Genomic DNA, 13,361 nt, shown 5'->3' with positions numbered 1-13,361 from the left:
TGTTTGATTATGCGGCGCGTTGTCTGTGATGCAAGCGTCGCGTTTCGAGCGTCTTTCGTTTGATCCTTTCGCGTTGTTTTAGAATGGCTTTGTCACGCCCGAAGTAGACGACAGCGGGTGTGACGTTGCTGATGCTCTCGTGGTAGCGCTGGTGATTGTAGTGATCGACGAAGGCTTCGATTTGGCATTCGAGGTCACCTGGCAGGAAGTAGTTTTCCAGCAGGATGCGGTTCTTTAAGGTCTGGTGCCAGCGTTCGATCTTTCCCTGTGTTTGGGGATGATATGGCGCGCCACGCGAGTGCTTCATGCCTTTGTCTTGCAGCCATTCTGCCAGATCGCCCGAGACGTAACTGGATCCGTTGTCACTGAGCAGACGTGGCTTGTGAACGACGTGAACTTGGTCATAGCCAGACGCCCGAAGGGCGAGGTCCAGGGTATTCGTCACGTCTTCAGCCCGCATGTTGGTGCAGAGCTTCCAGGAGACAATATAGCGGCTGTAATCGTCGAGGACGGTGCTGAGGTAGAACCAACCCCATCCCAGAACCTTGATGTAGGTAAAGTCGGTCTGCCAGAGCTGATTGATCGCTGTGGTTTTATCTTTGAATTCGTTAGCGGCCTTGATCACAATGAAAGCTGGGCTGGTGATCAGATCGTGCGCCTTCAAGATACGATATGTCGAAGCCTCTGATACAAAGTAACTTTCCTTGTCAGTGAAGGTCACCGCCAGCTCTCGCGGTGACAACTCCGTCTCCTTCAACGCCAGTTTGACCACCTTGCGACGCACTTCGTCGGGAATGCGGTTCCAGACGTGCTTTGGCTTAGGAGATTGATCCTGCAACCCGGCCTCGCCGCGCTGCAGATACCGATCGTACCAACGATAGAACGTGGTGCGGGGGATGCCCAGTTTGGCCAGCGTCAGACGCGCTGACAGGTGGCTTTCTTCGACCAGGCGGATGATCTCTAACTGTCACATCTCGGACGGTAGTATGGCTGTTTCTTGAACAATTTTGGTTTGAGTTTGTGCCAGTCCATCATCGCTTGCAAGGGCGTCTTGCTGCCCAATGCTGATTGCGGAAGCTGCTGGTTGTAAAGCCAGGCATAGCGGTGCAGCGGGCTTCCAATTCCTCGCCAGATCGGAAGTGGTGGCTTTGAAGCACGTCCTCAATCCTGCCGTTGAACCGCTCGACCATGCCATTGGTTTGAGGTGATCTGGGTGGCGTCAGGCGGTGTTCGATGCCCAATTCAGTGCAGAGCCGGTCGAACTCATGCCGCCCCGTTGCTACCCGTTTGCGCAAACCAAACAGCCGGTCGGTGAACTCTTTTCCGTTATCTGTGAGAATGGTGCGGATGCGGATTGGACAGGCGCGTTCAAGATCACGCAGGAAGCGGCGGGCGTTGGCCGCCGTCTTGTTGTTGTAGATGCGGATAAAAACCCAGCGCGTGGCTCGGTCAATCGCGACGAACAGATAGCGGCGGGAGGTCTGGTCCTCCATCTGCGGCAGGTACTTCACGTCTATGTGGATGTATCCCGGCTCGTATGCCTTGAAGCCGCTGTGCTTGGGCCGGGCGTCCTTTGCCTTCAGATCGCGCAGATTACCAACGCGGTGGGCTTTGTTGCACAAATCGGTCTCTGTAGGATTCACTGCGTGAATCCAAGGTGATAGCTTGCGGACATGAGCAGTTGGACACCTACGAAGTACAAGACCCGGAACTGGGCAGATTATAACCTTTCACTGAAGACGCAGGGATCGCTTTCGATCTGGTTTGATCCAGAGATGGCGTGGGGGGCGCACCTTCAGGGCGGCGGGGACGCCAACAAGCCTACAGCGATGCGGCGATCCAAGCCTGCCTGACCACTGCCCGGCAGGGCATTGCAAAGCAATGTCCCGAGAGGGGCTCAAAGTGCTGTTTGGTTTGCCGTTGAGGCAGACGACAGGGTTTGTTGTGAGCCTTCTCAAGCTTATCGGATTGGACTGGTCAGTCCCAGACTTCAGCACTCTATGTCGCCGTCAGAAGACGTTATCAGTCGCTATCCCCTACAAGGGTTCAGCAGGACCATTGCACCTGCTTATCGACAGCACGGGTATCAAGGCCCCCTCTCGGGACATCGTAAACGATGCCCTGCCGGGCAGTGGAAGGGGAAGGCGAGTGGAATGCCCGCAAGCACGGCGGCCCCAAACGCCGCCTGTGGCGCAAGATACATATAGGGATTGATGAACAAACACTGAAGATACGAGCAATTGAGGTCACAAGCAGCAGTATCGGGGATGCGCCCATTCTGCCAGATCTGCTCAACCAAATCCCACCGGACCAAGAACTTAGCAGCGTTACAGCCCCCTCTCGGCAGATTGCTTTGCAATCGCCTGCCGGGCAATGGACGGAGCATACGACACACGCAAATGTCACGATGCGATAGCTGCCCGAGAAGCCCATGCCGTCATACCGCCGCGCAAGCATGCCAAATTATGGAAGCCCGACACCCCCGGGGCCAGAGCGCGCAACGAAGCGGTGAGAGCCTCAAATTATCTAAGCCGCGCACTGTGGCGACAGGTGGCCGGATACCGCCGCAGAAGCCGCGTTGAGACCAAGCCTCTCGGGATCATGCTGCGCATGACCCTGCCGGTCGGTGGATGCATTGTGTGAAGTTACTCGGTCAGCGCCTCTCAGCGTGCGACTTTGATTGAGGTGCCCCTAGATTTGTAAACGCTTTGGTTGGTAATTTTGGAACCAAGGAGAAACGGATATAAACAAGGGAATACGGTTTACGGGTAAGTTTAAGCAGGACGCTGTGGCGCAAGTTGTTGAACATGGCTACTCGTCCAAGATCGTACTGAGATCGTACTGAGATCGTACCAGCCCTAACCGATAATCTTGAAGTAAGTGAAGTCTGTCTGCCAGATCTCGTTGATGGCCGCAGTTTTGTCTTTGAACGCATCAGCAGCTTTGATGACACCATAGTCGGGTGCAGTGATCAGGTCAGCCGCCTTTCAAGATGCGGTAAGCTGATGATTCAGAAATAAAATACCGCTTCTCATCAGTGTATTTGACAGCAAGTTCACGCGTGCTCAGCGCCTCATGCCCAGCGCAAACTCAATCAAATAATCGCGGCAGGTGTCCGGAATACGGTTCCAGACCGATCCTGGGCGCGGCGAATGATCCGTCAACGCGTCCAGGCCACCGTCGGCATAAAGATCGTACCACTGGTAAAACTTGCTGCGTGGAATGCACAACATATCAAGCGTCTGCTTGACCGGCAGGTGTGAGTTTTCGGCCGTGCGGATGATTTTAAGCTTCTCAGAAGCGGGGTATCTCATTCCTCGTATCCCCCACTTCCTGTCATGTTTTTTGAGTAAACGGTTTTCAAGGGTCAGGGCCGCCAGGCATTCGTTCAGCGCCATAGACTCCGAACGCAGGTCCTTCACTTCCGGTGATGTTGCCTGACGCGTGGTATCCGATAATCGACGCTTACCAGCCTCAAGTAAATCATCCTTAGACCAGCTGTAATTATAGGCTCTCCGCGATCCCTTCACGGCGGTACAGCACCGAGATGCTTTCCTTACCACGCAGATCACCAAAACAATGCGGATCATCTCTTCAGTTGAGTGAGTCTGACGTGTCTTGCGACGGATGTTTTCGACCACCTTGTCGGCGGCATCTTTCGATGTGATCGGTTTCTTCGCCATCTTGATCTTCTAATCGATAAGGCGGACCGGAAGTCCTCCGTTATTCAAATACTCAAATCTGCCCCCGCGGGCGCTGACGTCTACTTCGGCCGCGACAAAGCCATTCTCAGGGAAAGGAAGAGGATCACGAACCAGACAATCCAACAACGCCGCTTGCAACATCAAAAACAAGCAGCATAATCAATCAGACTAATTAGCCAGAGCCTCCAATGCTCAAGCGGCTCTGATGTCCCATTTTATATGACGACGGGCAGCTTCGATCACGATCTTTGCACCGTGATTGACTTCAAAACCGACCAAGTGAATTTATGCCTCAATACGGTGCAGGGTAGTTGCCGTTTACGGGAACTGAAGCAAAAAACACGAGCAGACTCTAACTGGAATCAGCGATCCGTGTGCCCGTCATATTGGGACCTTGCGCAAATTACACAAGCGATCAAGCGTCCATCTGATTCAACAGAGCCAGAAAAACAGATCATTTTTGTTTTTCAATTAAGATAACCAGCAAATACGCCCCGAATATAGCAAGCCCTATTGCAAAAGATACATAGCACAACGGCAAACCGGCATCAGAGAGTGGGCATGTCGGTTTACCGAATAGTTCAAGCGTAGTGCCAAGAGCAGCTAATAGAATGACCGGCGTAACACCAGCGAAGAACAGCCATATCAGCCTGCGCCACCAAACCAATGCCGCTATTGCCATTGCCGCATAGCAAATTGAAACCAAGTAGCAGGCAGGGATGGATCCAAGGGAAGGGCACGCATCACCTGTCTGAAAATGGGTGAACGAGATCGGTATGATCCCGCTCAAAACCTTCATGCACGTGAGCATAATGCCCACGCGCAAAAGGCGGCTTACCCAAATCACTGCGCTGAATCGCCAAAGGTTAACGTCTCATCGCGGAAAACTCCGTCTTGAGTGGCGGACGTTCCGTCGATGAAATTAACGGTTACAGAAGTTGCGCTTTGTGCCCCTAAGCCGGCTATGATCATGCGGCTGCTGTCTGAAAGCAGGCCTTCACCGGATACATATGGCTTAAAAAGAGACGATCCGTCTTGCAAAGTAATTTCAACCATCGCGCCGATACTATCGAGGTTTTCGGGCAATTGAATTTTCAAGAAACCGTTTGGGTTATCGCCTGCGCTGATGAAGGCTTGTGAGTTGCCTGCGATATTAATGTGCACAACATCGGAGCGACCGTCGCCATTGAAATCAGCGGTCAACGGTGCAATGGAATATTGGCGATTAACGACACCATTCAGTGCGCCCACCTCAGCCATTTCACCAGACGCTGTCTGAACCAACATACGACCTGGAAGGCGCAATACTGGGACTTTATGAAACGGTGCGGTTACGAAGTTTTCGGACACGATGAGATCTTCGCGGCCATCCAGATTCAAATCTTCGTTGCTCAGGCCCCAACCGAATTCGTAATCTGCGATCTTCATCGCTTCACCTTCTTCGGAAAAAGTACCGTTTCCATCAGATACAAGGGCCATCCATTTGCGGTTTAAAGGCTGGTCGTCACGCAGATCGCCCCGTACCATGAATGTCGGTGGCGTAGATCCGATGTTGGAAAAATTATAATCTGTCACGCCATCATTGTTAAGATCGGCAATCCCGATACCCATCGGATATGACGGAATATCAGTGTTTGGGTTTTCAATGTTCGTGAAGTGGCCGGTACCGTCGTTTTCGTAAGTCCGAATATTACCAGTGTCATGGGCCACGATCAGATCTAAATCACCATCCCCTTCAAAGTCGCCAAATGTGGCTTGGAAAGTATTGTGCAAAAAGTAGACGCCACGCTCTCGGGTTTCATTGGTAAACGTATTGTCACCGTTGTTAATGAACAGTTCCGATGTGCCGCCGTATTCATCACGGTTGAAGATATTCAAGCCTTCGATTTTGTCGTTTTGAATATATCCAGAAACGAACATGTCAAAATGGCCATCTGTGTTCACGTCAGCAACGGCGATCGATAGACCTGTCGTGTTTTCGTTCATTTGTGTGTCCAGCTGTTCGCTGGTGAACGTGCCCCCATTGTTTGTGTAAAGCCAAATACCTTCAGGGTGGGTGACAAGCATATCAACTTGTCCGTCCTTGTTGTGGTCCAAAACCAAGGCGCCAAGCGCTGTTCCGTCGCCGGGTTTATTCAGGCCTGCTTGATCTGCTACGGCAACAAATTCGCCGTTTTTAAATCTGAAAAGGCCGTTCTCTTGTTGGAAGCTGCCACCAATGAAAAGCTCTTCTGTGCCATCCCCATCAATATCAATCGCGGCGCTGCCGGTCATTGGCAGTGAGGTTGCATCTTTGTGCGATTGCAGGAATGGGACTTCAACATGGTCGAATTCCGGAACAATCGTATCTCCAAGATCAACGTCATAAGGCACACGACGGTCGTTCAGCGTATACGCCGACATCCCTATGACCATCGAGCCCATCACTGGCACGATGACCATAGGGATGTACTTTAGTTTTCTGAGCATTGCTTAGCCCTCCATTTTTAGTTTTGAGGCAACAGCAAGCGATACCGAGAACATAACGAAATACGCGACGTTTAAGGCGATCAGCATAACGTATTTGCCAATAGTAGGAACGGTGAAGAAAAGGATGAATGACACGATGATCAAGAATATCGGGTTGAGCAACGCCATCATGCGTGGGTAATGAGATCGCCCCGTCAAGCACAGCCAAATAAAGATCACTGACAATGCGAGAACACCGAGGCGCACGACCTGCAAAAGGCTCTCATAGCGCAGCTCGTATAGGGCCAACTGCTCTGGAATTCCACCGGCAGCGACCAGTTCAACCGCGCTCGCACGCGATCCGATCCAGACTGCCCCAACAATACAGGCATACGCCATCACGAGCCCTGCAATGCGCGCCGCAACCTCATGGGCGGGGCGCAACATCAGATAGATATGAACCGCACCGACAACATAAAGCGGAGCCCCAAGAACACCAAAGAAATGGCCGATCGTGGCACGATCACGTGTGACGCCTTCAAAGAACGCAAAGGTATCTGTATATCGCGCAAGTTTATCATAGTGCAGCAGGAATTCTCCGATCCCTACAAGGATCGCCGCCGCAAGGCCCAGTTGCCCTGTGATCATAATCAACCGTTTATGTGTCATTTGGAGTGTTCTTTCATCATCGAACCTTGGTGGTTTAACAAACTATTAACGACCTAGAGGACCGTGGAATTATCTGTTTTCATAGGTTGTCAGGGTGTCTTTTGCGCAATTCAAAAATGCGCGTTTCATCGATTTTCTTGCAGCACTTCCTCATCACCGGGTCAACGACTCACAAGTCAATGTGATTAAGCGTGAGGCGTTCGAGGGTGAACGAGGACGTCAGTAGATGTTTGGAAATCGGCTTCATATTGGACCTTTTGCTGCGCATTTATTTGCCTTCACCGATTGAGATGCTCAAAAACGAGAGAATGTTACAAAAATCTTTAAAAAATATTTTCACCCCTGTTGCGCAGGGCCAAGGTAGGCGACAGTGCGGCATGGATTACCAAGATGACGAACACAAGGCTGAGGGTCTGGAAGCGGCTACACAGGCTTTGACTTCGAATGAAGTCGCCGAGCTTGTCCGCACGCATACCGACTGGATGCTTGGCGCAGCCTTCCGCATTCTAAGGGACCGCGCCCACGCAGAGGATGCCGTCCAAGTTGCATTCACAAAAATTTGGTCGAAGATCCATGCCTTCGAGGGGCGTTCCGCACTACAAACATGGATGCATCGTGTCGTAGTAAATGAGGCGTTGATGATATTACGCAAAATCAAACGTCGGAACGAAAGTTCAATTGACCATTTGCTGCCAGTTTTTGATGAAAGTGGTTACCGAGTTGAGGTCGAAGACAAGTCGGCCGCCACGCCTGAAGTTTTGCTGTCGCGGCGTCAAACACATACGTATGTCAGGGACGCGATCATGGCCCTACCAGACAAATATCGCCTCGTTTTATGTCTTCGTGACATCGAAGGATTTAGCACTGCTGAGACGAGCAAAGCATTGGAGTTGAGCGAAGCAAATGTCAAAGTAAGGTTGCATCGCGCACGCTCCGCTTTGAAGACACTCCTTGAACCTCATATAAAAGATCAAAAGCTATGAGCCAAACTCAAAACCGCAAAACAGCCCGCCCAATTGCTGGAATGATGTTTCGACTGCCGTTCATGATCGACTGCGAAGAATTTGATAGATTTATTTTGGACTATCTGGAGGGAAACCTCTCGAGGGGCCAACGTATCAAATTTGAAATACACTTAAAACTTTGCCGAGAATGTCGTGATTATTTGCAAGCATATAAAGACACGATGGAACTGACAAAGACGCAAACTGACATACCGTTTTCCGAGATGGGGATGGGAGACGTTCCTGAAGATCTTATCAAGGCTGTACTCGCCGCTCGTAAATAGCCAGAAAATGAAATCATTTGGGTAGCTACTGTTTTTTCGCGACTTCAGTTCTAGCTACACCCCGATCATCCAGCCATATTTTGGTTTAGTGGGCAGTTCTGTCCGATGATATGGATCTTGCTTCAAACGGGACGAAGTATGAGATGGCAGGCAAGTTTGGTGTTTGCATGATTGATCCAGCGCCCGCCTCCCTCAGCGAGGAAATATGTTTTCGTCCCGTCGAATGAAAGGATGCTGTGCTGCATCAGGTGACGGACTGAGTTTTTATGCGATTCTAAGCAGAAGCCCGCACGGTTTTCCAACTCCATTTCGATCGCACAAGTACATGACTTAGACGAGCACAGGGCATCCAAAGGGAACACAGGACAACAACGAATTGCAGCAAAAACTATAAACGCCCCTTCTTTAAGCGACGGGATTGTGGCGCTTCTGCGTATAGCATCTACATATAAGTAAAACTTGGAGCCACTTAGCAGCGAAAGGGAGTGATCTTTGCGACAGCCCCTCATTTATCTTGTCTCAGCGGGTATCCTTTGCGCCGCATATCTCTTTTCGTTTGGGGTGCCAAACGCACTTAAATATGCGGTCGGCATGGATACGGCGCAAACTGAGGTGCAAACCTCCGATCACGGCGCACGTCCTCAAAGAGGGGCACAAGAAACGGTTGTGGTGACGCAACCCTTGACCGCAAGACATTACAATTTGGCCTTAACCACCATCGGGACGGCGACCTCTTTGCGCAGTATTGATGTGGTATCGAGTGTGGCTGGTGAAATTACAGAAATATCACTGGACGCAAATAAAGCGGTCACAGCAGGTGATGTTCTTTTGACGTTGGATAACCGAGCAGAACAGCTTGCACTAAATGTCGCAAAGACGGAACTGGAACAGGCGCAGGACCTGTTTGATCGCTATGAAACGCTCCGCAGTAACGGCAACTCAACCATCACTGATATTATATTCGTTGAAACAGAGGTCGCTTTGAAGCTGGCTCAATTCAATGTCGATGTAGCGCAAAATGCATTGGATGAACGCACAATCACAGCAAAAATCGGCGGCACGCTTGGCCTAAGTGATCTCCAAGAAGGCTCCTATCTAAACGTCGGTGATGAGGTCGTCACAATCAACGATTCCACGGCTATCGTGGCAGAGTTTGAGGTCCCCGAACGCTCAATTGCTTTGTTGGAGGTAGGAAAGCCTGTTCAGATTAGCACACCAACGTATGCGGGGCGCGTTTTCGACGGCAAGATTGTAGCCTTCGATAGTGAGCTTGACCCAACTTCGCGCAGCGCAACAGTTCGTGCGCAGATTGACAATCCGGATGGTACCCTGATTGCTGGCATGACGTTTTCAGTACGTGTCGTAGAACAGACCGATCCGCTCCCTGTTGTGCCTGCAACAGCCATCACATGGAGCAGAGGAGGCGCAAATATCTGGACGGTTGAAGATGGGGCTGCTTCACCGCATCCCGTCGCAATCCGCTACCGTAATGGCACCCGTGTTTGGGTCGAAACAGACCTGCCACTTGAGACAATTATCATCACAGAGGGAGCTGCGAAGTTGCGGGCTGGTACTGCTGTGACCGATGCTGATAATGCTGCAGGTTCTAAAAGATGAGTTTTGAGCGCATGTTGCAAGTAAAGGGGTTCGCTGGACTGTTTGTCGGACGGCCAATCCTCGGGCTTGTCTTGAACCTGTTGATCATTATTGCGGGGCTGGCGGCCCTCAACAACATAGATGTCCGCGAAATGCCCGATGTTGACCAACCAGTCCTGTCGGTCAGTACTACCTATGAAGGCGCGGTGCCGGCAACTGTTGACAGTGAAATCACACAACCTCTCGAAGATGCGCTTAGCGGTCTCGAAGGGCTATCTTTTATAGAATCCAAATCCAGCGCTGGGTCTAGTCGGATCACGATTGATCTGTCTGACGGCACAGATGTAGACATCGCCGCCAATGAAGCCCGCGAAATTGTAGCAGCCACCACGTCATCTTTACCGGAAGACGCAGAAGAACCGACCGTTTTAAAAAGTGACAGCGACTCGGATGCGATCGTTCGACTGGCGTTGTTGGGCGACGCTAGCTTTGATGAGCTGACCCAGATTGCTGAAGGCATAATCTCTGAACGGCTCTCAACGATTGACGGCATCGCCGAAGTTACAGTGCAAGGCAGTCGCGCCAATGAATTTCAGGTTCGGTTGGATATGGCATCATTGCTCAGCCGTGGTTTGACGGTTTTTAACGTTAGCACTGCGCTGGCCACATTGCGTGACGATACTGCCCTTGGGTCTTTGGAGGGGACAAGCCAGACCTTGGCCCTAAGCGTTGGAAATCAAGAGGTCACCGTTGAGACCATCAACGGCATCCAGATCGACAACACGACCCAAGTGGCGGATGTTGCATTGGTTCAACTTTTGCCGGAAGAAACCTCGGTTTTTACTCGAGTGAATGGCCAACCTGCGATCAGTGTGGACATCATGCGCCAATCCGTTGGAAACACGTTGCAAATATCACAAGACGTTAATGTGGCAGTTACCGAGCTGCGCCAAGAGCTTACCGACGGTGTTGAGCTTATCATTGCATCTGATGATGGCGTGTTTATCGAAGCCTCGATCCAAGAGGTCGTGACTTCAATCTTGTTGGCAACCGCGATCGTGATTGCGGTGATCTTTCTCTTTTTGCGTTCTCCGCGTGCTACTTTAATCCCTGCGATTACAATCCCAGTGGCTTTAATCGGCACTTTGGCGGCCATTTGGATGACAGGGTTTTCGGTAAATACCATTAGCCTGTTGGCGCTGGTACTGGCCACGGGCATGGTTGTGGATGATGCAATTGTTGTCGTAGAAAATATTGTTCGCAAGCGGGCAGAAGGTATGGGAGCGTTTGCGGCAGCAGCTGCCGGCACAAACGAGGTATTTTTTGCCGTCATTTCAACAACCGCAACGCTTGCGGCGGTTTTTATTCCGATTTCATTTCTCCCGGGGCAAGCTGGTGGTGTCTTTTCGGAATTCGGGTTCGTTTTAGCATTCGCCGTCACGCTATCTTCGTTTACCGCACTGACCCTCGCACCGGTATTGTCGGCCCTTTTGGACCCAGGCAAGTCAAAGGCATCACCGAACAATGATGCCGCGACCCAAGGCGCAATGGCGCGCGGTTTTGATGCGGTGATGGACTGGTCCATTCGCACACCCGTTTTAGTTTTGTCTATTGCTGGGGCAATTGTCATCTACGCAATCAGCGTTGCAATCACCCTACCTTCAAGCGTGACGCCAACGGAAGATCGTGGATTTTTCGTGGTACAGGCACGTGGAGCTTCTGACACAACAGTGGATTATCTGGACACGCAGGTGGTCTTGGCGGAAAAAATCCTGACCCCCTATCTTCGAAGCGGTGAAATTGAGACGATCCAAAGTATCGTTGGCGTAGGCGGCGGTACGAGCGCCCAAATCATTGTACGGCTCCCAGATTGGGAAGACCGTGACTTCGCACAGGATGAACTGGTTGCAAAGATAAGCAGACAACTTGCGAATATTCCAGGCGTGCAGATCAGTGCACGCTCCTCCAATAGTTTGAATATTCGTGGCGGTGGCAGCGGCCTTGGGCTTGCCGTGACGGGTACCAACTTGGAAGAATTGACTGCGGCTGCGGAAGTGCTGGTTGCGGCCATGTCCGAAAATGCAGCCTTTGTGAATCCACAACTCTCTTCGGCACCCGTTAGTGCGGAACTGAAGATAAACGTCGATCAAGCGGCTGCTGGTGATATGGGTCTGACACCCGCATCGGTCACCAGTCTGGTCAGCGCATTGGTGCGTGGCGACGTCGCTGTCAGCGTTTTTGACAATGACACCGAAGTTGATGTGAACGTATTGCCAGGTGGTCCAGACATCGACGACCCCTCTGACATTTCGTCGATCTCAATCAGGTTGGATGATGGCTCCTATGTGCCGCTCTCTTCTGTCGCGACTTTGGAGACGGTAGTAAGTGATGCTCAAGTTGCTCGTTTGGGGGGCGCTTTGTCGGTGGCTTTGCAGGCGAATCTTGCTGAGGGTGTAAACCTCTCTGATGGGATAAACTTGGCCCGCGACTTGGCTGCAGACGCGCTGCCTGATGGAATGGGTCTGACTTTCACAGGTGAAGCTGCAACGCTGAATGACAGTACCCAAGAAATGTATGTCGTTTTCGGAACCGCCTTGTTGATCGTCATGCTCGTTCTGGCGGCGCAATTTGAAAGCTTCGCAAGTGCTGTCGTGATCATGCTGACTGTCCCCTTCGGGTTGGCAGCTGCCTTGCTGGCGATTTCCCTGAGTGGCGGGTCATTGAACTACTACAGCCAGATTGGTCTGGTGATGCTCATCGGCGTTATGGCCAAAAATGGTATTCTGATTGTCGAATTTGCAAACCAATTGCGTGAAGCGGGCCAAGACATTGATGCGGCCATTCGCAATGCGCTACGCTTGCGCATTCGACCGGTCATGATGACAATGGTCTCTACGGTGTTGGGTGGCCTCCCGCTTGTACTGACATCAGGTGCTGGTGCTGAGGCGCGTCGGGAAGTCGGTTGGGTCATCGTTGGTGGATTGGGCTTTGCCACGGTTTTCACATTGTTTCTAACGCCAATCTTCTATCGCTGGATCGCCAATTGGGGCAGCATGCCGGGTGCTGCGTCTAATCGGCTTGCCAGCGAGGCCGCGTCCGTTTCTATGTCAAAATGAGATTTTCTTTTAAGGCGATGAAGAGCCAAGATAAGCGGGCATCAAGGCCAAAGAAGAACGTTTTATCTGCACAGATGCCATGCGGCTCGTAAAAGCTGCACTGTCAAACTGGGCCTGTCGCGGTTTGGAATGGCCCTGCTTTTTAGGGTAACTTCATTAACAGCTGGTCTGAATTCTTGCGACCACCTCTCTCAGATCTGTATCGGAGCAAGATCAGCAACCTCGCCTGTGCCTGACAAGACCCAAGATTAAAGATGGAAACAACCATGGTTCTGCGCGGGTTGATTTCTGAGGTTCGGATGGTTCCGAGCACGGACGCGGCAAGCGTTCATCGCATTGAACTCGCAGAATAATTGACTGCTGTCTTGGTATTGTCCGCGCCGAAACGACAAAACCCGCGCTATTTGCACGGGTTAAGTCGGTTGTTATGGTTGCGGGAGTAGGATTTGAACCTACGACCTTCAGGTTATGAGCCTGACGAGCTACCGGGCTGCTCCATCCCGCGCCAATACCGGCTATCTACGGCGCTGCGGAAGGAAG

At 51.5% G+C, this 13,361-nt stretch carries 7 protein-coding genes, 1 tRNA gene and 4 pseudogenes; 5 read left to right on the top strand and 7 right to left on the bottom strand.

From position 1 onward, the window contains the following. Positions 1 to 7: 7 nt before the first annotated feature. Positions 8 to 967 (bottom strand): annotated as a pseudogene (locus ABJM03_RS07545) (IS3 family transposase); the annotation flags it as partial. Then, positions 961 to 1,598 (bottom strand): annotated as a pseudogene (locus ABJM03_RS07540) (DDE-type integrase/transposase/recombinase); the annotation flags it as partial. The pseudogenes ABJM03_RS07540 and ABJM03_RS07545, both read right to left, overlap by 7 nt. A 75-nt stretch (positions 1,599 to 1,673) precedes the next feature. On the opposite strand from ABJM03_RS07540, the pseudogene ABJM03_RS07535 reads away from it, so the two are divergent. After that, a pseudogene (locus tag ABJM03_RS07535) lies at positions 1,674 to 2,684 on the top strand (IS5 family transposase). 177 nt (positions 2,685 to 2,861) lie between these two features. Here the strand turns inward: ABJM03_RS07535 and ABJM03_RS07530 are convergent. The 4 genes and pseudogenes from ABJM03_RS07530 to ABJM03_RS07515 form a co-directional block, all read right to left on the bottom strand. Continuing rightward, positions 2,862 to 3,683, bottom strand: a pseudogene (locus ABJM03_RS07530) (helix-turn-helix domain-containing protein); the annotation flags it as partial. A 475-nt stretch (positions 3,684 to 4,158) separates the two neighbouring features. Continuing rightward, the gene (locus ABJM03_RS07525; protein WP_348416786.1) at positions 4,159 to 4,503 is read right to left on the bottom strand and encodes a hypothetical protein; all 345 of its coding nucleotides are present in this window, start codon (positions 4,501 to 4,503) and stop codon (positions 4,159 to 4,161) included. Positions 4,504 to 4,547: 44 nt separating this feature from the next. Next, positions 4,548 to 6,173 carry a VCBS repeat-containing protein gene (locus ABJM03_RS07520; RefSeq protein WP_348416785.1) on the bottom strand — a complete coding sequence of 542 codons (1,626 nt, stop codon included), beginning with the start codon at positions 6,171 to 6,173 and terminating at the stop codon, positions 4,548 to 4,550. Between the two features lie 3 nt (positions 6,174 to 6,176). Then, positions 6,177 to 6,821 carry a DUF6796 family protein gene (locus tag ABJM03_RS07515; protein ID WP_348416784.1) on the bottom strand — a complete coding sequence of 215 codons (645 nt, stop codon included), beginning with the start codon at positions 6,819 to 6,821 and terminating at the stop codon, positions 6,177 to 6,179. 206 nt (positions 6,822 to 7,027) lie between these two features. Here ABJM03_RS07515 and ABJM03_RS07510 point away from each other — a divergent pair, with 206 nt between their 5' ends. From ABJM03_RS07510 to ABJM03_RS07495, 4 genes are all read left to right on the top strand, one after another. Then, positions 7,028 to 7,804 (top strand): sigma-70 family RNA polymerase sigma factor, encoded by a 777-nt coding sequence (locus ABJM03_RS07510; protein ID WP_348416783.1) that lies wholly within the window; start codon positions 7,028 to 7,030, stop codon positions 7,802 to 7,804. After that, the gene (locus ABJM03_RS07505) at positions 7,801 to 8,109 is read left to right on the top strand and encodes a zf-HC2 domain-containing protein (RefSeq protein WP_348416782.1); all 309 of its coding nucleotides are present in this window, start codon (positions 7,801 to 7,803) and stop codon (positions 8,107 to 8,109) included. The genes ABJM03_RS07510 and ABJM03_RS07505 overlap by 4 nt, the downstream gene beginning before the upstream one ends. A 492-nt stretch (positions 8,110 to 8,601) precedes the next feature. Beyond that, the gene (locus tag ABJM03_RS07500) at positions 8,602 to 9,726 is read left to right on the top strand and encodes an efflux RND transporter periplasmic adaptor subunit (RefSeq protein ID WP_348416781.1); all 1,125 of its coding nucleotides are present in this window, start codon (positions 8,602 to 8,604) and stop codon (positions 9,724 to 9,726) included. Then, a complete protein-coding gene (locus tag ABJM03_RS07495; protein WP_348416780.1) occupies positions 9,723 to 12,821 on the top strand; it encodes an efflux RND transporter permease subunit in 3,099 nt (1,032 codons plus the stop codon). Before ABJM03_RS07500 ends, ABJM03_RS07495 begins: the two co-directional genes overlap by 4 nt. Before the next feature lie 428 nt (positions 12,822 to 13,249). Here ABJM03_RS07495 and ABJM03_RS07490 read toward each other — a convergent pair. After that, positions 13,250 to 13,326 (bottom strand) — tRNA-Met (locus ABJM03_RS07490). Positions 13,327 to 13,361 lie beyond the last annotated feature (35 nt).

It is taken from the genome of Sulfitobacter sp. (assembly GCF_039977885.1).
Lineage (GTDB): Bacteria > Pseudomonadota > Alphaproteobacteria > Rhodobacterales > Rhodobacteraceae > Sulfitobacter.
The sequence above is the reverse complement of the archived record's forward strand: the minus strand, read 5'-3'. Positions and strand labels throughout refer to the sequence as shown.

Bases quoted from the DNA above. Each gene is read 5' to 3' on its own strand.
- ABJM03_RS07525 (WP_348416786.1), bottom strand. From the start codon at position 4,503: ATGAAGGTTTTGAGCGGGATCATACCGATCTCGTTCACCCATTTTCAG.
- ABJM03_RS07520 (WP_348416785.1), bottom strand. From the start codon at position 6,173: ATGCTCAGAAAACTAAAGTACATCCCTATGGTCATCGTGCCAGTGATG.
- ABJM03_RS07515 (WP_348416784.1), bottom strand. From the start codon at position 6,821: ATGACACATAAACGGTTGATTATGATCACAGGGCAACTGGGCCTTGCG.
- ABJM03_RS07505 (WP_348416782.1), top strand. From the start codon at position 7,801: ATGAGCCAAACTCAAAACCGCAAAACAGCCCGCCCAATTGCTGGAATG.
- ABJM03_RS07495 (WP_348416780.1), top strand. From the start codon at position 9,723: ATGAGTTTTGAGCGCATGTTGCAAGTAAAGGGGTTCGCTGGACTGTTT.